This is a genomic window from Pseudomonas sp. Eth.TT006 (assembly GCF_054456575.1).
Genome location: NZ_JBTJEN010000005.1, coordinates 81,002 through 98,688 on the forward strand (window position 1 = coordinate 81,002; position 17,687 = coordinate 98,688).

The following is a 17,687-nucleotide window of genomic DNA, read 5'->3' on the forward strand; positions in this document are numbered from 1 at the left end:
GCTTAATCCTTGAACCACGCCGCCCGATGAGCGGTGAATGAGGACTGTAATGAGCAAGACTAACGCTGACTTGATGGCCCGCCGTACCGCTGCTGTTCCACGTGGTGTCGGCCAGATTCACCCGATCTTTGCCGAATCGGCGAAGAACGCTACCGTGACTGACGTTGAAGGTCGTGAATTCATCGACTTCGCCGGCGGTATCGCGGTACTGAACACCGGCCACGTGCACCCGAAAATCATCGCCGCCGTGACCGAACAGCTGAACAAGCTGACCCACACCTGTTTCCAGGTACTGGCCTACGAGCCTTACGTTGAGCTGTGCGAAAAGATCAACGCCAAGGTGCCAGGTGATTTCGCCAAGAAAACCCTGCTGGTGACCACCGGTTCCGAAGCCGTGGAAAACGCTGTGAAAATCGCCCGTGCTGCCACTGGCCGTGCCGGCGTGATCGCCTTCACCGGCGCCTACCACGGTCGCACCATGATGACCCTGGGCCTGACCGGTAAGGTCGTGCCTTACTCGGCCGGCATGGGCCTGATGCCAGGCGGCATCTTCCGCGCGCTGTACCCGAACGAACTGCACGGCGTGAGCATCGACGATTCGATCGCTTCCATCGAACGCATCTTCAAGAACGACGCCGAACCGAAAGACATCGCCGCGATCATCATCGAGCCGGTGCAGGGTGAAGGTGGTTTCTACGTCGCGCCGAAAGAATTCATGAAGCGTCTGCGCGCCCTGTGCGACCAGCACGGCATCCTGCTGATCGCTGACGAAGTGCAAACTGGCGCTGGCCGTACCGGCACCTTCTTCGCCATGGAACAGATGGGCGTTGCTGCCGACCTGACCACCTTCGCCAAATCCATCGCCGGTGGCTTCCCGCTGGCCGGTGTCTGCGGCAAGGCCGAGTACATGGACGCCATCGCTCCCGGCGGCCTGGGTGGCACCTATGCAGGTAGCCCGATCGCTTGCGCCGCAGCGCTGGCGGTGATGGAAGTGTTCGAAGAAGAAAACCTGCTGGACCGCTGCAAGGCCGTCGGCGAGCGTCTGGTCACCGGTCTGAAAGCCATCCAGGCCAAATACCCGGTGATCGGCGAAGTGCGTGCCCTGGGCGCGATGATCGCGGTCGAGCTGTTTGAAAACGGCGACAGCCACAAGCCCAACCCGACTGCTGTTGCAGCTGTGGTGGCCAAGGCGCGTGACAAGGGCCTGATCCTGCTGTCCTGCGGCACCTACGGCAACGTGCTGCGCGTGCTGGTCCCGCTGACCTCGCCGGACGAGCAACTGGACAAAGGTCTGGCGATCATCGAAGAGTGCTTCTCGGAGCTGTAAGCCCTGGCGCTGTGTGATCGGATAGACAAAAAACCCGCTTCGGCGGGTTTTTTTACGCCTCTGCAACCCTTTTGCGCTGTATCGAAAGGCCAGCATTGGCTAAGGTTCAAGCATTGCAAGGGAGAGCGCGCATGACCGCCGTTGATTTACCCGCCGTACCCCGAGTGCTGATTGCCGAGGCCGATCCGTGGTCCCGGGACCTGCTTAAACAAGTGCTGCTCAACGTCCGCTGTGATGCGCGCCTGGACCTGTGTGCCGACGGCCAGCAAGCGCTGTCACTGCTCAGCGAAGTGCCGTATGACCTGGCGGTCGTCGATTGGGAATTGCCCGGGGTCGACGGCTTGAGCGTGCTGCGCAGCGTGCGTCAGCGCAAACGCAATCCGCCGCTGCCATTCATCCTGATGAGCAGCCGCAGCGACAGCGCCAGCGTGCGCGAAGCCATACCGCTGGCGCCCACGGCCTACCTGACCAAACCCTTGAACATGGAAGGCCTGACCGAGCGCTTGCAGGGGTTGCTGGTCAATGCTGGCGAAGAAGTGTTCTGCGAGGTGCCGGCTCTGGCGCCGGGCATGACCCTCGCGGTGTTTCTCGAGCGTCGCCGTGAGCAGGCCGACGGCGCACCGCTGATGACCGACGTGCAAGTGGCGGTCAAGCGCAGCCTCAATCCGGATGGCCTTGACCTGAAATTGCTGGAAGAAGAAATCCGCACCGATCCGCAGATCACTGCGGTGCTGATCGCCGCGGCCAACAGCGCGGCGCAGCATCATGGTGCGCCGGTGCAGACCCTTGGCCAGGCCCTGCATCGGCTCGGCACCGGGCAGAGCATGAACTTGATCCTCGGTCTGGCGCTCAAGCGCAGCGCCAGACTCAGCGACCCGTACCTGGCGGATTACGCCGAACGCTATTGGGGCCTGTCGCTGCACACCGCCGAATACGCCCGCACCCTGGCGCGTCTGCTTGATCTGGATCAGGAGCGCTGCTATTGCGCCGGTATGTTGCATCGCCTAGGCGATCTGGCGTTGTTGCGCTGTTTGCAGGAGTGGAAGCAGGCCGGCGGCGAGCTGGATGACTGGGAAGAGGTCGGCGATGCGCTGGCGGAGTTTGGCGCGGGCTATGGGTCGGCGTTGCGCACACGCTGGCGTCTGCCGCTGGAGTTGCGAGAGCTGATCGCGTCGGTCTACCAGCTCGGTGGCGGGGTGTATTCCCGTGAGGCGCTGGTGATGAACATGGCGGCGCAAATGGCTCGCCTCACCGAGCGTGAGGGCGTCGAGGAACTGGCTAAAAGTCGCACGGCGCGGCTGCTGAAGATCGGGCTGCCGGAATTGGTGCGGATGCGTAAATAACCGAAGTTTTACCAAACCCTGTGGGAGCGGGCTTGCTCGCGAAGGCGGTGCATCAGGCAACACAATCGTTGAATGCCACACCGCCTTCGCGAGCAAGCCCGCTCCCACATTGGATCTGCGGATGGCTGAAATCCGGGTTCAGACAGAAATGATCCGGTTCTTGCCCTGGCGCTTGGCCTCGTACATCGCCGCATCCGCCCGGGCGAACAGGCTGTCGAGGCTGTCATCGCCGTCTCTGAGGCTGGTCAGGCCCTGGCTGACGGTGATGCCGAAGGTCTGCCCGTCATGACTGAAACTCAAGCGCTGAATTTCCTGCTGCAGGCGCTCGGCCACTTGCATCGCCATGTCCGGTGCGCAACCGGGGAACACGGCGGCGAACTCTTCGCCGCCAATGCGTCCAAACAGATCGCCCCGGCGTAACGAGCTGCGTCCGCAGTCGGCGATGCGCTGCAACACGTTGTCGCCCTCCGGGTGACCGTAGCTGTCGTTGATCAACTTGAAGTCATCGATGTCCAGCAGCAGGAAGGCCAGCGGCGCACCTTGCAGGCGCGCCTCCTCGAACTCGCGGTGGGCGCATTCGAAAAAATGCCGGCGGTTGCTGCTCTGGGTCAGCACGTCGGTGGTGGCCAGCCGATGCAGCTCGGTTTCCATGTGCTTTTTGTCGGTGATGTCTTCGGCGATGCCGACAATGATCACCGGTTGCCCGGGTTCGTCCTGACGATTGATGAAGCATTTGTCGCTGAGCCAGCGGACCTGGCCGTCGGCGTCGATGATTCGGTATTCGCGGTCTTCCACCGCGCCTTTGTGCAGCACTTCGGCAAGGCTGCGCTCGGCGTAATCGAGATCGTCGGGGTAGATGCTGTCGCGCCACTGGTTGTAGTCGGCGAGCAACAGCCCGGCAGAGCGTCCGAAGATCCGCTCATACGCGGGGCTGACGTATAGCACCTGACGGGTTTCCCAGTTGAAGGCCCACAGCACGGCGTTGACGCTCACCAGCAGCGAGCTGAACAGCTGCTCGCGCTCGCTGAGCCGGGCGACTTCGCCCTGAGCGTGCATCAGCGCCATCAGCGTTTGCGCGGCCTCGGGCCACTGGGTAAGGGATGATTCTGGTTGATTGTTGTTGGCCATCGGCACATATCTCAAAGGGCGCGCCGCGATTTCGACAACGGCCACAGTACTGCCCGCCGGGGTGGCGAAGTGTCTTTGAGATAGGGGAATAGTGGCGAAGTTCCCAGCCGGAGAGGGGTTCTGCTGGGCGGTAGAGGCGAACCGTTTCAGCAATGAGAACGGGTCGTCGGATTGGCGGTAGCTGCGCTACCGATCGGGGATGAATCCCCTCGCCACAAGGGGATTCAATCAGTGACTTCAGGCCGTTGCAGGGCGCAACGAGTAGGTTTTCAACTGGTCGGCGAATTCACGCAGGGACTGGATGCCGCTGGCCTCGGCCTCGTGCACCCATTCCTTGATGGCGGCGAGCATGTCGTGGCCATTGGCGCTGGTCTTGACCCAGATCTGCTGCAGGGCCAGGCGTTTCTCGTAAATTACCTTCAGCGCCTGGCTGTGCTCGAGCATGTTCTGAATGCGCAAGTGATGGCGGTCTTCCAGCAGGCTGGTTTCCCGCGACAACAGGCGTTTGGCCCGATGGAATTGATGGCGTACCGAATGATCGACCTTGTCCAGTTCCTGCTTGACCAGCGGGGCGATCACCAATTTGCGGTACTGGGCCATGATCTGGAAGCGGTTGTTGAGGATCGCCATCGCGGTGTCCATGTCCAGATGGCCCTTGCCTTCGACGCGGTGGGCAATCGGCGCCACGCGCTGCACCTTGGCCAGACGCAGGAAGCAGAAGACCTTGATCCACGCCCAGCCGAGATCGAATTCCCACTTCTTCACCGACAGCTTGGCCGAATTCGGGTAGGTGTGATGGTTGTTGTGCAGTTCTTCGCCGCCGATCAGGATGCCCCACGGCACCAGATTGGTCGCCGCATCGCGGCATTCGAAGTTGCGGTAGCCAATGGCATGGCCCAGGCCATTGACCACGCCGGCGGCCCAGACCGGGATCCACATCATCTGGATCGCCCAGATGGTGATGCCGATGGTGCCGAACAGCAGCAGGTCGATGACGCCCATGATCGCCACGCCCAGCAGCGGATAGCGGCTGTAGAGATTGCGCTCGATCCAGTCTTCGGGGCAGTTCTTGCCGTAGATGCGCAGGGTCTCCGGGTTCTCGGCTTCGGCGCGATACAGCTCGGCGCCTTTGCGCAGCACGGTGGACAAGCCCTTGACGACCGGGCTGTGCGGGTCATCTTCGGTTTCGCATTTGGCATGGTGCTTACGGTGGATGGCGGTCCACTCGCGGGTGTTCTGCGCCGTGGTCAGCCACAGCCAGAAGCGGAAAAAGTGTTTCAGGCCGGCATTCAGCTCAAGCGAGCGATGGGCCGAGTAACGGTGCAGATAGACCGTGACGGCGACAATTGTCACGTGGGTCATCAGCAGGGTGACGGCGACCAGTGACCAGGCCGACAAACCAAGAAAACCTTCGTACCACATAGGCTATAGGGCCCTCGAAAAAGAAAAGAACAGCCGTTGCATTATCAACAAGCACACAGATAAAACCAGTCGCCCTTTCAGATAAGAGTCGCTGGATGTTTCTTGACCTATAATTCCAACCTTTTTGTAGGGACATGGACAGCCGAATGCCTGCCACTTACCGCGATGCCTTGCGTGCAGCGCTGCTTTACCTGGTGCTAGCTGTCATCTGGCTCCAGGGCACTGGTTACTTATTGAACAGTTTCTTGGATGAATCTGTCGATCTGCAGCGATGGCAACTGATCAACGGTTACCTCTGGGCGGCTGTCAGTGCCGGCCTGATCTTTCTGGCGCGGGCCAGGTTGTGCAAATTTCTCGGCATCGGGGCGCGCCTGCGTGAGCGCCAGACTGACCGCGAACGCCTGCGTCAGGCCGCGGCAGTCTTCGACTGTACTCGCGAAGGGGTGCTGGTCACCAACCGCGAAGGCCTGATCGTGCACGTCAACCGCGCGTTCATGGAGATCACCGGCTACCAGTATGAAGAAGTCCTCGGCCAGCAGCCGAGCCTGTTCAAGTCCGGCCATCATCCGCCGGGCTTCTATCAGGCGATGTTCGCCACGCTGCAGGCCGACGGCGAGTGGAGCGGGGAGATCTGGAACCGGCGCAAGAGCGGCGAGATTTATCCACAGTGGCAGACCATTCGCGTGATTCGCGATGATCAGGGCCGTCTCAGCCAATACGTTGCGGTGTTTTCCGATATCAGTGCGATCAAGGATTCCGAACACGAACTCAAGCACCTCGCCCATCACGACCCGCTGACCGATCTGCCCAATCGCTTGCTGTTCAGCGACCGTGCCGAGCAGGCGCTGGCGTCGGCGCAGAACCACAAGCGCGGCTGCGCCTTGCTGTTGATCGATCTCGATCACTTCAAGCTGATCAACGACAGCCTCGGACACAACGTCGGCGATCGCTTGCTCAAAGCGGTGGCGGCGCGTCTGCAGGCGCTGTTCGGCCCCGGGATTACCCTGGCGCGGCTTGGCGGTGATGAGTTCGCGGTGCTGGCGGAAAGTTGTCCACAGCTGGTTCAGGCGGCGGCGTTGGCGCAGCGCATTCTCGATGCGTTGAAGGAACCGTTCGGCATCGAGCAGCATGAGCTGTTTATCAACGCCAGCATCGGTATCAGCCTGTTCCCCAGCGACGCACTGAGCGCCGACCAACTGCTGCGCAATGCCGACGCCGCGCTGTTCAAGGCCAAGAGCAGCGGGCGCAACGGTTATGCGTTGTACACCGAAGAACTGACCGCGCATGCGCAGCAACGGGTCGAGATCGCCTTCGAACTGCGCCGCGCACTGGAGCAACAGGAGCTGCGGGTTTACTACCAGCCGGTGCACGATTTGCCCAGCGGTCGGCTGATCGGCGTCGAAGCGCTGGTGCGCTGGCAGCATCCGCAACGGGGGCTGGTGTCGCCGGCGGAATTCATTCCGATCGCCGAGCGCACCGGGCTGATTGCCGAAATCGACGCCTGGGTGATGCGCCAGGCGTGTTCACAGATGTGCCAATGGCAGCAGGCCGGGATTGTTCTGTCGTTTGTCGCGGTGAACGTGTCGTCGCGGCTGTTTGCCCGCCGCGAGCTGTATCAGCAGGTGGCGCAGGTCCTGAATGACACCGGGCTGGATCCGGCCTATCTGGAGCTGGAGGTCACCGAAAGCGCGGTGATGGACGACCCGGAAGTGGCGCTGGAGCAGATGCATCGCTTACGTGAACTGGGGATCCGCCTGGCGATTGACGACTTCGGCACCGGTTATTCGTCATTGCTGCGGCTCAAGCGCCTCCCGGTGCAGAAACTCAAGATCGATCAGGGCTTTGTCGCCGGGTTGCCGTGGGACGAGGACGATGTCGCGATCGTGCGGGTGATTATCGCGCTGGCCCGCAGCATGGGCATGCAGGTACACGCCGAAGGCATCGAGCAGGTGGAGCAGGCGGCGTTTCTGCTGGAGCAGGCATGTGATCTGGGGCAGGGCTACTGGTTTGGACGGCCGGTGCCGGCGGGGGAGATTGATTGGGCGAAAACACCTGTTATCGGTTAACAGTCCTGTTATGGCTGACATAAGGCCTGTGGCGAGGGGATTTATCCCCGATGGACTGCGCAGCAGTCCCAAAATGTTCAGGGTCGCTTCGCAACCCATCGGGGATAAATCCCCTCGCCACAGGGTTATCTGTCAGTCCCGAATCTGCGCAAACCCTTGCTCCGTCACATAATTGTTTCTGGTTATATAAACATTCTTAAATAGTCTTTTTAAGAATATCTGCGTCTCTCTTATATTGCTCCCACGCCGAACGCAGTGCCGTGCACTGCCAGGCACATCCCATTCAAAGGAGCAGCACCATGAGCGCATCCCTTCGCAGCGTTGACGGTCAGGACGAAACCACCATCTTGCGTGAAATCCAGAGCGCCCTGCGCGATCTGCGGTTTGGCGCGGTGGAGATCACTGTGCACAACGCGCAGGTCGTACAGATCGAACGCAAAGAGAAATTCCGTTTGCAGCAACCGGGTAAACAACCGGGCTGAGTTGAAGATCAAAAGATCGCAGCCTGCGGCAGCTCCTACAGGGGGCTGTGTGCAGGAGCTGCCGCAGGCTGCGATGCGGATTCCAAAATACATAAGAAAAAGCCACCACCCGAATTCCAGGAGCTTTCACCATGTCGTCGATTCGCCGTTACGCTTTGGCCGCCCTGGCCAGCGCTGTGTTTGCCGGTTCCGCGGTTGCCAAGGACTACGAACTGCTCAACGTGTCGTACGACCCGACGCGCGAGCTGTATCAGGACTACAACGCTGAATTCATCAAGTTCTGGCAGAAAGATCACGCCGGCGACACCGTGAAAATCCAGCAGTCCCACGGCGGTTCGGGCAAACAGGGCCGGGCGGTGATCGACGGTCTGCGTGCCGACGTAGTGACCCTGGCGCTGGCCGGTGACATCGACGAAATCGCCAAACTCGGCAAGACCCTGCCGGCCGACTGGCAGAAGCGTCTGCCGGATGCCAGTACGCCGTACACCTCGACCATCGTGTTCCTGGTGCGCAAAGGCAACCCGAAAGGCATCAAGGACTGGGGCGACCTGGTCAAGAACGACGTGTCGGTGATCACCCCGAACCCAAAAACCTCCGGCGGTGCCCGCTGGAACTTTCTCGCCGCGTGGGCCTATGGCCTGAAAGCCAACGGCGGCAACGAAGAAAAAGCCAAAGAGTACGTACAGACCCTGTTCAAGCACGTTCCGGTACTGGACACCGGCGCCCGTGGCTCGACCATCACCTTCGTCAACAACGGTCAGGGTGACGTGTTGCTGGCCTGGGAAAACGAAGCGTTCCTGGCGCTGAAAGAAGACGGTGGCGCCGACAAGTTCGACATCGTCGTGCCGTCGCTGTCGATCCTCGCCGAACCACCGGTGGCCGTGGTCGACAAGAACGCCGAGAAGAAGGGCAACGAGCAGATCGCCGAAGCCTATCTCAAGCACCTGTACAGCCCGGCCGGTCAGGAGATCGCCGCGAAGAACTTCTACCGCCCGCGTGACAAGGACGTGGCGGCGAAGTACGCCCAGCAGTTCCCGAAACTGGAACTGGTGACCATCGACAAGGACTTCGGCGGCTGGAAATCCGCGCAGCCGAAATTCTTCAACGACGGTGGCGTGTTCGACCAGATTTATCAGGCGCAGTAATCTGTCTGCAAACTGTGGAGCAAGCCCTTGTGGCGAGGGGATTTATCCCCGATGGGCTACGCAGTAGCCCCAGAATCGGCAAATGCGGAAAACCAGATACACCGTATGTGATGGTTTCGGGGCTGCTGCGCAACCCATCGGGGCGGTGCGACGTTTCGCTAAATCCCCTCACCACAGGCTCGCTTCCACATTGATGCGTTTTTAACCAGGGACTTTTATGTCGCGTCGTATCTCCCCCGTCATACCCGGCTTCGGGCTGACGCTGGGTTACACCTTGGTGTACCTCAGTCTGATTGTGCTGATCCCGCTGGCGGCGATGTTCGTCCACGCCGCCCAACTTACCTGGGAGCAGTTCTGGACGATCATTTCCGCTCCGCGGGTGCTGGCCGCGTTGAAGCTGAGCTTCGGCACCGCGCTGTGTGCAGCGATCATCAACGGCATCATCGGTACGCTGCTGGCCTGGGTGCTGGTGCGCTACACCTTCCCCGGGCGCAAGGTGATCGACGCGATGATCGACCTGCCGTTCGCCCTGCCCACGGCGGTGGCCGGTATCGCCCTGACTGCGCTGTACACGCCGACCGGTCTGGTCGGGCAGTTCGCCGCCGACCTCGGTTTCAAGATCGCCTACACCCCGCTGGGCATCACCCTTGCGCTGACCTTCGTGACCCTGCCGTTCGTGGTGCGCACGGTGCAGCCGGTGCTGGCCGATATCCCCCGTGAAGTCGAAGAAGCCGCCGCCTGCCTCGGTGCAAAACCGCTGCAGGTGTTCCGCCATATTCTGCTGCCGGCACTGTTGCCAGCATGGCTGACCGGTTTTGCCCTGGCGTTTGCTCGCGGGGTTGGCGAGTACGGTTCGGTGATTTTCATTGCCGGCAACATGCCGATGAAAACCGAGATTCTGCCGCTGCTGATCATGGTCAAGCTCGACCAGTACGATTACACCGGCGCCACCTCCATCGGCGTGCTGATGCTGGTGGTTTCCTTCGTCCTGTTGCTGCTGATCAACTTGCTGCAGCGGCGCATCGAAACCCCATAAGGAGGCGCGAACCATGTCCCAATCGTCTATTGCGGCCGCGTCCTCGGCCAACGCTGCGCGCCGTGGCAGCGCCACTTCGCGCCGAATCCTGATCGGTCTTGGCTGGCTGGTGTTCTTTCTGTTTCTGCTGTTGCCGCTGTTCATCGTGGTGTCGCAGGGACTGAAGAACGGCCTCGGCGCGTTCTTCACTGCGATCTTTGAACCGGACGCGCTGTCGGCACTGAAACTGACGGTGATCGCCGTGCTGATTTCGGTGCCGCTGAACCTGGTGTTCGGCGTCAGCGCCGCATGGTGCGTGAGCAAATACTCGTTCCGGGGCAAGAGCATGCTGGTGACGCTAATCGACCTGCCGTTCTCGGTGTCGCCAGTGATCGCCGGTCTGGTCTACGTGCTGATGTTCGGCGCCCAGGGCCTGTTCGGGCCGTGGTTGCAGGATCACGACATCCAGATCGTCTTTGCCTTGCCGGGTATTGTGCTGGCAACGATCTTCGTCACCGTGCCGTTCGTGGCCCGTGAGCTGATTCCGCTGATGCAGGAGCAAGGCACGCAGGAAGAGGAAGCCGCGCGGCTGCTCGGCGCCAACGGCTGGCAGATGTTCTGGCATGTCACCGTGCCCAACATCAAGTGGGGCCTGATCTACGGCGTAGTGCTGTGTACCGCGCGGGCCATGGGTGAGTTCGGTGCGGTGTCGGTGGTTTCCGGGCACATTCGCGGGGTGACCAACACCTTGCCGCTGCACGTCGAGATCCTCTACAACGAATACAACCACGTGGCCGCGTTCGCCGTGGCGAGCCTGTTGCTGATCCTGGCGCTCTTCATCCTGCTGCTCAAGCAGTGGAGCGAAAACCGTATCAACCGCCTGCGCGCCAGCGCCGCGGAGGAATAATTCATGTCGATCGAAGTGCGTAACGTCAGCAAGAATTTCAACGCGTTCAAGGCGCTGGACAACATCAGCCTGGACATCCACAGCGGTGAGCTGGTGGCGCTGCTCGGCCCGTCCGGCTGCGGCAAAACCACGCTGCTGCGGATTATTGCCGGCCTGGAAACCCCGGATCAGGGCAACATCGTCTTTCACGGTGAAGACGTCTCCGGCCATGACGTGCGCGATCGCAACGTCGGTTTCGTGTTCCAGCACTACGCGCTGTTCCGCCACATGACGGTGTTCGACAACGTCGCGTTCGGCCTGCGCATGAAACCGAAAAACCAGCGCCCGAACGAAAGCCAGATCGCAACCAAGGTTCACGAACTGCTGAACATGGTGCAACTGGACTGGCTGTCGGATCGTTATCCGGAGCAGTTGTCCGGCGGTCAGCGTCAGCGTATCGCCCTGGCCCGTGCCTTGGCGGTGGAACCAAAAGTGCTGTTGCTCGACGAGCCATTCGGTGCCCTCGACGCCAAGGTTCGCAAAGAGCTGCGCCGCTGGCTCGCACGCCTGCACGAAGACATCAACCTGACCTCGGTATTCGTGACCCACGACCAGGAAGAAGCGATGGAAGTCGCCGACCGCATCGTGGTGATGAACAAGGGCGTGATCGAGCAGATCGGCTCGCCGGGCGACGTCTACGAGAACCCGGCCAGTGATTTCGTCTATCACTTCCTCGGCGACTCGAACCGCCTGCTGCTCAGCGACGACAACCACGTGTTGTTCCGCCCGCACGAAGTGTCGTTGTCCAGGCATGAGCTGGAAGATCACCACGCCGCTGAGGTGCGCGATATTCGCCCGTTGGGCGCGACCACGCGGGTGACGCTGAAGGTGGAAGGGCAGACGGATCTGATCGAGGCCGAAGTGGTGAAAGACCATGACAGCCTGATCGGTCTGGCCAAGGGTGAAACGTTGTTCTTCAAGCCGAAGGTTTGGCAGAAAGTCGCCGATCTGTAAAAGCAAAAGATCGCAGCCTGCGGCAGCTCCTACAGGGGTTTCAGTTGGTCACACATTTGTGATCGACCAAACCCCCTGTAGGAGCTGCCGAAGGCCGCGATCTTCAAGCGGCCTAAGCCGCCGCCTTACGATGCGGATTGACCCGCACCACCCCCGCCCGCGCCTCGATCTGCTCTTTCAACTCCAGCCGCAGCCCGAGCATGAACGCCAGCTCGGCCACGACAAACAACGGTCCGACAATCAGCCCGCTCAGGTCATCGACAAACGCCGGTTTGCGCCCTTCATAGTGGTGCCCGACAAACTGGATCACCCAGCCGATTACGAACATCCCCAGCCCGCTGCCGAGCCAGACCATGGTGCTCTGCTGCGCCAGCGCATGTCCGGCCCAGACCGACAGCGCCATCAGCAGCGTCATCAGAACCCCCAGCTTCAGTTCCAGGCGCAGATAAAACCACGCCGAGGCTAGCGCCAGCAGCACCGCCGGCGAAATCCACAAACCGCCCAGCACCCATTCTGGCCGCGACAACAACACGGCCACGGCCACCACGATCAGCGGAATACCGATAAAGTGGCTGGCGATGTTGCGCGGATCACGGTGGTAGGCGGCGTATTGACTCAAATGCTCGACGAGGCTTTTCATTGTTGTTCCTCCTGTAGGGTGAGCGCAGCATGCCTCGGGTTCGGCGTTCGCTCTGTCAGGCAGGCGACAATTGGGAGTGTTCATGGACAAGCGTGCACAGCTGCTGACCGGGCAATGGTTCAGTCATCTGCCGACCTCTTTTCAGAATAGTCTGCTGGCGGCCGGTCGCGAGCGGCGGCTGACGGCGGGGCAGCGGCTGTTTCAGCGGGGCGATGCGCCGTGCGGGTTGTACGCGGTGCTCGATGGCGCGATCCGCATCGGCGCGGTGAGCGAGCAGGGCAAGGAAGCGTTGCTGAGCCTGGTGGAAGCGCCGCACTGGTTTGGCGAGATCTGCCTGTTCGACGGCCAGCCACGTACCCATGATGCCTACGCCGTCGGGTCGTGCACCTTGCTGAATGTCCCGCAGAACGCCCTGCTCAAACTGCTTGATGAACAGCCGGTGTACTGGCGACATCTGGCGCTGCTGATGAGCCAGAAACTGCGCCTGACCTTCATCAACCTCGAACAGCTGAGCCTGCTGCCGGCCCCGGCACGTCTGGCCCATCGGCTGCTGCTGATCGCCGAAGGCTATGGCGAACTCGACCCGCCGCGCCGGGTGTTGCAACTGCCGCAGGAGCAGCTGGCGGCGATGCTGTCGCTGTCGCGACAGACCACCAATCAGATCCTCAAGGATTTGCAGGGGCAGGGGATTATCGGGCTGGGGTATGGCGAGATCGAGATCCTTGATGCAGAGCGGTTGCGTGCCCTGGCCACGATCTGACGGTCACCTGAAATCCCCTGTGGGAGCGAGCTTGCTCGCGAATGCGATTTAACATTCAACATGATTGTTGACTGATACACCGTCTTCGCGAGCAAGCCCGCTCCCACAGGGGCAGTGTTGAATTCAGGAACCGCGATAGGTCGAGAAGCCGTAAGGGCTGAGCAGCAGCGGGATGTGGTAGTGCTGGTCGGTCTGCTTGACCTGGAAGATCACCGGGATTTCCGGGAAGAAGGTGTCGTGTTTGCTCTTCTCGAAATATTCGCCGGTCTTGAACACCACGCGGTATTCGCCGGCCTCGAACGGCTGTCTGGCCGGGAACAGTTCGGCGATGCGTCCCTGTTCGTTGGTAGTGCCCTGGGCCAGTGGCTGCCATTCCTGGCCGACGTGTTTTTCCAGGGTCACGTGGATCCCGGGCGACGGCAGGCCGTTTTCCAGATTGAGCACGTGCACGCTCAGTGGATTGCCGGCGGCCAGTGCCAGGCTGGAAACGGCGCTCAGGCCGAGTGCGGCGAAGGTCATGCGCAGGGTGGTCATGGTCAGTCTCCTTATTGGGAACGGGTGAGGGTCAGGCCGGCCTTTTCAGCGGCCTTGATGGCGCAGCGTTCGTCTTGTTCACCGCCACCGGAACCGGCCACGCCGATGGCGCCGACCAGTTCATTGCCGGCGAACAACGGAATCCCGCCGCCGAGCAGCAACAGTTCGTCGAGGGTGTTGAGATTGGCGGTGTCCGGGTTGCTGCGGGCGCGCTCGGCGAACAGCCGGGTCGCGGTTTTCGTCGACAGCGCGGTGTAGGCCTTGCGTTGGCTGGCGGCGGTGTTGTGCGGGCCGATGCCATCGCCGCGCAGGGTCACCAACAGGTTGCCGCCTCGGTCGAGCACTGACACCGTGCCGCTGCAGCTGGCCATGGCGGTATCGGCCAGCAGCCGCGCGGTGTTCAGGTCGAGGTCGGCGTGATGTGGCAGTTCAGGGCTGGCAACCGCGGCGCCACTGAGGCCGATCATCAGGCTGGCAAGAAGGTATTTGACGGTCATGGACAGGCTCCGAAAGCGAAGGCCGCCACCTTAGCCGGCGGTCTTCGTCAGAACCCCGTCAATCGGATTACAAGTTTGTAATGGGCAACCGCGCCGAAGACGCCTAGCCTGTGTAGCTGATCAATCGAGGTGTGCCATGCGTTTGCTGGTTGTAGAAGATGAAGCCAAAACCGCGAACTTTCTGGCCAAAGGCCTGGGCGAATCGGGTTTTGTCGTGGACGTGGCCCTCAATGGCCTCGACGGGCGCTATTTCATCGAGCAGCAGGACTACGACCTGATCATCCTCGACGTGATGTTGCCGGGCCTCAACGGCTGGCAATTGCTGCAACTGATCCGCCAACGCGGCGCCACGCCGGTGCTGTTCCTGACCGCCAAGGACGCCATCGAAGACCGCGTTCGCGGCCTCGAACTGGGCGCCGATGATTACCTGCTCAAGCCCTTCGCCTTCGCCGAATTGCTCGCGCGAGTGCGCACGCTGCTGCGCCGCGGGCCGCTGCGCGAGGCCGAGTCCTACAGCATTGCTGACCTGGAAATCGACGTGCTGCGCCGTCGCGTCAGTCGCGGCGGCCAGCGCATCGCCCTGACCAACAAGGAATTTGCACTGCTGCAATTGCTCGCCAGTCGTCAGGGCGAAGTGTTGTCGCGCACGCTGATCGCCTCGCAGGTGTGGAACCTGAATTTCGACAGCGACACCAACATGGTCGAAGTCGCGGTGCGCCGCTTGCGGGCCAAGGTCGATGACCCGTTCATGCCGAAACTGATCCACACCGTGCGCGGCGTCGGCTATCAGCTGGAAGCGCCCGACGATGCGCGCTAGGTCGATCGCCTGGCGTCTGGCGCTGGCCTTCGCCGTGGTCTGCGCCTTGGTACTCAGTGCGATTGGCGTGTTTCTTTACCGCTCGCTCGCCTCGGAGATCGCTTATCGCGATGACCTGGCGCTGCTCGGTCGACTCGAACAAGTGCGCGCGTTGCTCGCCGACAGCGACAGCCTCGACGCCTTGCAGGCGCGGCCACGGCTGTATCAGAACATGCTCGGTAACCTCGACTGCCTGCTGCTGGTACGGCGTGCCGACGGCTCCAGCGTGATCGCCATCAATCCTCGGCAGCGCGAATGGCCTGCGTTGAAGGCGATCCCCCGCGAGCAAATGCCGCAGCGCCACGACGTGCTGACCTGGCAGGCGCCGGACGGTGCCGAGCTGGCGCTGCTGTCCGGCGAGGCCCAAGGGCCGAACGGCGAACCACTGACGGTGATTGCCGGCAAGGTACTCACTGAGCGTGAGCAGATGCTCGGCAGTTATCGCATGCGCCTGTATCTGGCGGTCGGGCTTGGCGCGTTGCTAGCGTTTGCATTGGGCCTGGTCCTGCTGCGCCGCGGTCTGCAACCGTTGCGGCAATTGAGCGAAGCGGTGCGCGGGATCGACCTGCGCAGCCTTGATCAGCGTTTGTCGACCACCCATACGCCGGCAGAGCTGCTCGAACCGGTGCAGGCGCTCAACGGCATGCTCGCGCGGCTGGACGACAGCGTGCAGCGCCTCTCGCAGTTTTCGGCCGACCTCGCGCACGAAATCCGCACGCCGCTGCACACCTTGCTGGCGAGCAACGGCCAGGCGCTGAATCACCCACGCAGCACCGCCGAGTATCAGGAGCTGCTGGCGTCGAACATGGAGGAATTCGAACGTCTCAAACGTATGGCGGAAAACCTGATGTTCCTCGCTCGCGCCGAACAGGCGGAACGTGCGCTCGACCGGCGACAGCTGGATCTGCACAGCGTCGGCAGCGAGCTCTGCGACTATTTCGAAGCGCTGGCCGATGACCGCGAATTGCGCCTGGATAACCAGTTGCACGGCGAAATGTTCGCCGATCAACAACTGCTGCAGCGCGCGCTTGGCAACCTGTTGGCCAATGCGGTGCGCCATGCGGATGCAGGAACGTTGATCAGCCTGCGTCGGCGTGATGAACCCGGCATGTGCTGGTTGCAGGTGCATAACCACGGCCCGGCCATCGCGCCGCAGCATCTGGGCAAACTGTTTGATCGCTTTTACCGGGTCGATCCTTCGCGGGCGGAGCCGGGTGATTCCGGTGGGTTGGGGCTGGCGATTGTGCAGTCGATCATGCAGTTGCATGGGGGGCGGGTGCGGGTGAGCAGTGATGTCAGTGGCACTGTGTTTGAGTTGGGCTTCGAGGTGTTCTGACTGACGCCTTCGCGGGCAAGCCCGCTCCCACAGTGATCAAGGAGTGACACAGATTTGTATACGTCGCGGATCCTGTGGGAGCGGGCTTGCCCGCGAAGAGGCCGGTCGATTCACCCTGCATTGTGGATCAATCAACGCAACTGATCGCGAAACTGCCCCGGCGTCATCCCGGTCCAGCGCTTGAACGCCCGGCTGAAGCTGCTGGTGTCAGCAAACCCCAGCAGATAACTGACCTCACTCAACGAACACTGCGGGTCGCGCAGGTGCAGCAGTGCCAGATTTTCCCGGCTCTCGTTGAGCAGTGTGTCGAAGCGGCAGCCTTCATCCGCCAGGTGGCGTTGCAGGCTGCGCAGGCTCAGGTGCAAGGCCTGGGCGATGCGTTCGGCGCTGGGTTCGCCTTCGGGCAATTGTTCTTCGATGGCGTCGCGCACCTTGCGCTCCCAGGTCAGCGGTTTGAGCTGGGCGAGGGTGCGCTTGAGCACCGCTTCGTTGTGTTCGGCCAGTTCCGGGTTGGCGTCGTCGAGGTGGCTGTCGAAGTCGGCGAGGGCGAACTCCAGGCGATCCTCTGCTGAGGAAAAGTGCAGCGGTGCGCGGAAGACTTTGTGCCACTGGTGCGCATCGTCCGGCTCCGGACGGCGCAGGTAAACCGCCAGCGGCGCGTAGTCGCGGCCGAGGCGATTGCGGCAGGTGCGTACGTAGATCGCGGCGAAGGCGTCGATGGCTTCGAAGGCCGGCGACGGATTGTCTGGCGGAATCTTCAGACGAAATTGATAGCGGTCATCTGCGCGCTGCAATTCCAGCTCCAGCGCATCGCTGACCACCGGGTGGTAACGCACGATGCGCTCGAACACCTCGCGCAGGCTGCCGCTGGCCACCAGTGCATAACCGAGTGCGTGAAACGTGGTCGGGCTGACGAAGCGCGAAACCCGCAGGCCGATCGCCGGATCGCCGCTGGCCTGCACCGCCAATTGCCACAGGCGCGTGGTGCCGGACAGCGGATAGCGCGCGTTGGGGTCGTCCATCAATTGCGGGTCGAGGCCGGCCTGTTGGCACAGGGCGATGCTGTCCAGCCCCAGCGCATCGAGTTGCTTGCGCAAGGCGCGGGTCCAGCTGGCGAGGGAGGTCGGTTCCGTCATGCTGATTGGCGCTTCCGGTCAACAGGTTGGCGTGCTCGGCTAGCATGTTCGGCAACGGCACAGGGCAGGATGCGAACATCGATAACCAGAGGATGGAAGC

Annotated in this window: 17 protein-coding genes; 11 read left to right on the forward strand and 6 right to left on the reverse strand. The window is 61.7% G+C overall.

The features are described from left to right. Positions 1-49 precede the first annotated feature (49 nt). Positions 50-1,327 carry a 4-aminobutyrate--2-oxoglutarate transaminase gene (gene gabT / locus ACXR0M_RS09880; protein WP_458831728.1) on the forward strand — a complete coding sequence of 426 codons (1,278 nt, stop codon included), beginning with the start codon at positions 50-52 and terminating at the stop codon, positions 1,325-1,327. A gap of 131 nt (positions 1,328-1,458) precedes the next feature. Next, on the forward strand, positions 1,459-2,670 hold the full coding sequence (locus tag ACXR0M_RS09885; RefSeq protein ID WP_458831729.1) for an HDOD domain-containing protein: 1,212 nt from the start codon (positions 1,459-1,461) through the stop codon (positions 2,668-2,670). 138 nt (positions 2,671-2,808) lie between these two features. Here ACXR0M_RS09885 and ACXR0M_RS09890 read toward each other — a convergent pair whose 3' ends face one another. Both ACXR0M_RS09890 and desA read right to left on the reverse strand, forming a co-directional pair. Further along, positions 2,809-3,798 carry a GGDEF domain-containing protein gene (locus ACXR0M_RS09890; protein WP_458831730.1) on the reverse strand — a complete coding sequence of 330 codons (990 nt, stop codon included), beginning with the start codon at positions 3,796-3,798 and terminating at the stop codon, positions 2,809-2,811. Between the two features lie 237 nt (positions 3,799-4,035). Beyond that, positions 4,036-5,220: a delta-9 fatty acid desaturase DesA gene (gene desA / locus ACXR0M_RS09895; RefSeq protein WP_458831731.1), complete on the reverse strand. Its 1,185-nt coding sequence runs from the start codon at positions 5,218-5,220 to the stop codon at positions 4,036-4,038. 146 nt (positions 5,221-5,366) lie between these two features. Here desA and dibA point away from each other — a divergent pair, with 146 nt between their 5' ends. From dibA to ACXR0M_RS09925, 6 genes are all read left to right on the forward strand, one after another. Then, on the forward strand, positions 5,367-7,286 hold the full coding sequence (dibA, locus tag ACXR0M_RS09900) for a phosphodiesterase DibA (protein ID WP_458831732.1): 1,920 nt from the start codon (positions 5,367-5,369) through the stop codon (positions 7,284-7,286). Between the two features lie 299 nt (positions 7,287-7,585). Beyond that, positions 7,586-7,768: a sulfur starvation response protein OscA gene (oscA, locus tag ACXR0M_RS09905; protein ID WP_034151822.1), complete on the forward strand. Its 183-nt coding sequence runs from the start codon at positions 7,586-7,588 to the stop codon at positions 7,766-7,768. Between the two features lie 131 nt (positions 7,769-7,899). Beyond that, positions 7,900-8,913: a sulfate ABC transporter substrate-binding protein gene (locus ACXR0M_RS09910; protein WP_226499753.1), complete on the forward strand. Its 1,014-nt coding sequence runs from the start codon at positions 7,900-7,902 to the stop codon at positions 8,911-8,913. Between the two features lie 217 nt (positions 8,914-9,130). Then, positions 9,131-9,949: a sulfate ABC transporter permease subunit CysT gene (cysT, locus tag ACXR0M_RS09915; protein WP_458831733.1), complete on the forward strand. Its 819-nt coding sequence runs from the start codon at positions 9,131-9,133 to the stop codon at positions 9,947-9,949. A gap of 13 nt (positions 9,950-9,962) precedes the next feature. Next, the gene (gene cysW, locus ACXR0M_RS09920) at positions 9,963-10,835 is read left to right on the forward strand and encodes a sulfate ABC transporter permease subunit CysW (RefSeq protein WP_458831734.1); all 873 of its coding nucleotides are present in this window, start codon (positions 9,963-9,965) and stop codon (positions 10,833-10,835) included. Between the two features lie 3 nt (positions 10,836-10,838). Then, positions 10,839-11,828 carry a sulfate/molybdate ABC transporter ATP-binding protein gene (locus ACXR0M_RS09925; RefSeq protein WP_458831735.1) on the forward strand — a complete coding sequence of 330 codons (990 nt, stop codon included), beginning with the start codon at positions 10,839-10,841 and terminating at the stop codon, positions 11,826-11,828. A 112-nt stretch (positions 11,829-11,940) separates the two neighbouring features. Here the strand turns inward: ACXR0M_RS09925 and ACXR0M_RS09930 are convergent, their stop codons facing one another. Further along, on the reverse strand, positions 11,941-12,468 hold the full coding sequence (locus ACXR0M_RS09930) for an Mpo1 family 2-hydroxy fatty acid dioxygenase (protein ID WP_458831736.1): 528 nt from the start codon (positions 12,466-12,468) through the stop codon (positions 11,941-11,943). Between the two features lie 82 nt (positions 12,469-12,550). On the opposite strand from ACXR0M_RS09930, the gene ACXR0M_RS09935 reads away from it, so the two are divergent. Beyond that, positions 12,551-13,228, forward strand: a complete 678-nt coding sequence (locus ACXR0M_RS09935) for a Crp/Fnr family transcriptional regulator (RefSeq protein WP_458831737.1) — start codon at positions 12,551-12,553, stop codon at positions 13,226-13,228. Between the two features lie 123 nt (positions 13,229-13,351). On the opposite strand, the gene uraH is transcribed toward ACXR0M_RS09935, so the two are convergent. Both uraH and ACXR0M_RS09945 read right to left on the reverse strand, forming a co-directional pair. Then, positions 13,352-13,762 (reverse strand): hydroxyisourate hydrolase, encoded by a 411-nt coding sequence (uraH, locus tag ACXR0M_RS09940; RefSeq protein ID WP_458831738.1) that lies wholly within the window; start codon positions 13,760-13,762, stop codon positions 13,352-13,354. Between the two features lie 11 nt (positions 13,763-13,773). Then, positions 13,774-14,259, reverse strand: a complete 486-nt coding sequence (locus tag ACXR0M_RS09945; protein ID WP_458831739.1) for a GlcG/HbpS family heme-binding protein — start codon at positions 14,257-14,259, stop codon at positions 13,774-13,776. A 136-nt stretch (positions 14,260-14,395) separates the two neighbouring features. Between ACXR0M_RS09945 and ACXR0M_RS09950 the strand changes: the two genes are divergently transcribed. Continuing rightward, entirely contained in the window at positions 14,396-15,076 is a 681-nt protein-coding gene (locus tag ACXR0M_RS09950) for a heavy metal response regulator transcription factor (RefSeq protein ID WP_458831740.1), read from the forward strand. Then, complete coding sequence (locus tag ACXR0M_RS09955) at positions 15,066-16,451, forward strand: heavy metal sensor histidine kinase (RefSeq protein WP_458831741.1); 1,386 nt, start codon at positions 15,066-15,068, stop codon at positions 16,449-16,451. The genes ACXR0M_RS09950 and ACXR0M_RS09955 overlap by 11 nt, the downstream gene beginning before the upstream one ends. A 131-nt stretch (positions 16,452-16,582) precedes the next feature. Here the strand turns inward: ACXR0M_RS09955 and ACXR0M_RS09960 are convergent, their stop codons facing one another. Further along, positions 16,583-17,587, reverse strand: a complete 1,005-nt coding sequence (locus ACXR0M_RS09960; RefSeq protein ID WP_458831742.1) for an AraC family transcriptional regulator — start codon at positions 17,585-17,587, stop codon at positions 16,583-16,585. Positions 17,588-17,687: the final 100 nt, after the last annotated feature.